Consider the following 380-nt stretch of genomic DNA (forward strand, 5'->3'; position numbering starts at 1 on the left):
CGGTTACCGTTGCGGTATACGTATGGCCTGCGACCAAGCTTCCGGTGGTGATTTCCGAGCCGGAGTCAGTAAGCGCCGTGCCGTCATACACTTTCTCATCGCTGGCTGCCGTGATCTCGATTGCTCTTGTTGTTACTTCGAGCGTTCCGGCAACATAGCTGATCTGGTAGTTGGACGTCACATCGTTATTCGAGGAGTCTTTGATCACCGCTACACTCGCCACGTTCGCACTTTCGCCTACAACCGTCTGGCTGCCGGTTACCGTTGCGGTATACGTATGGCCTGCGACCAAGCTTCCGGTGGTGATTTCCGAGCCGGAGTCAGTAAGCGCCGTGCCGTCATACACTTTCTCATCGCTGGCTGCCGTGATCTCGATTGCT

Annotated in this window: 1 protein-coding gene; it reads right to left on the reverse strand. The window is 55.8% G+C overall.

Annotation, left to right across the window (positions count from 1 at the left end; translation table 11 throughout):
- Positions 1 to 380 (reverse strand): hypothetical protein (locus tag ACNKXV_RS13465; protein WP_417908246.1); only part of this gene is annotated, 380 nt, incomplete at both ends.

The organism is Christiangramia aquimixticola, from assembly GCF_048285835.1.
In the GTDB taxonomy this organism is placed as follows: domain Bacteria; phylum Bacteroidota; class Bacteroidia; order Flavobacteriales; family Flavobacteriaceae; genus Christiangramia; species Christiangramia aquimixticola.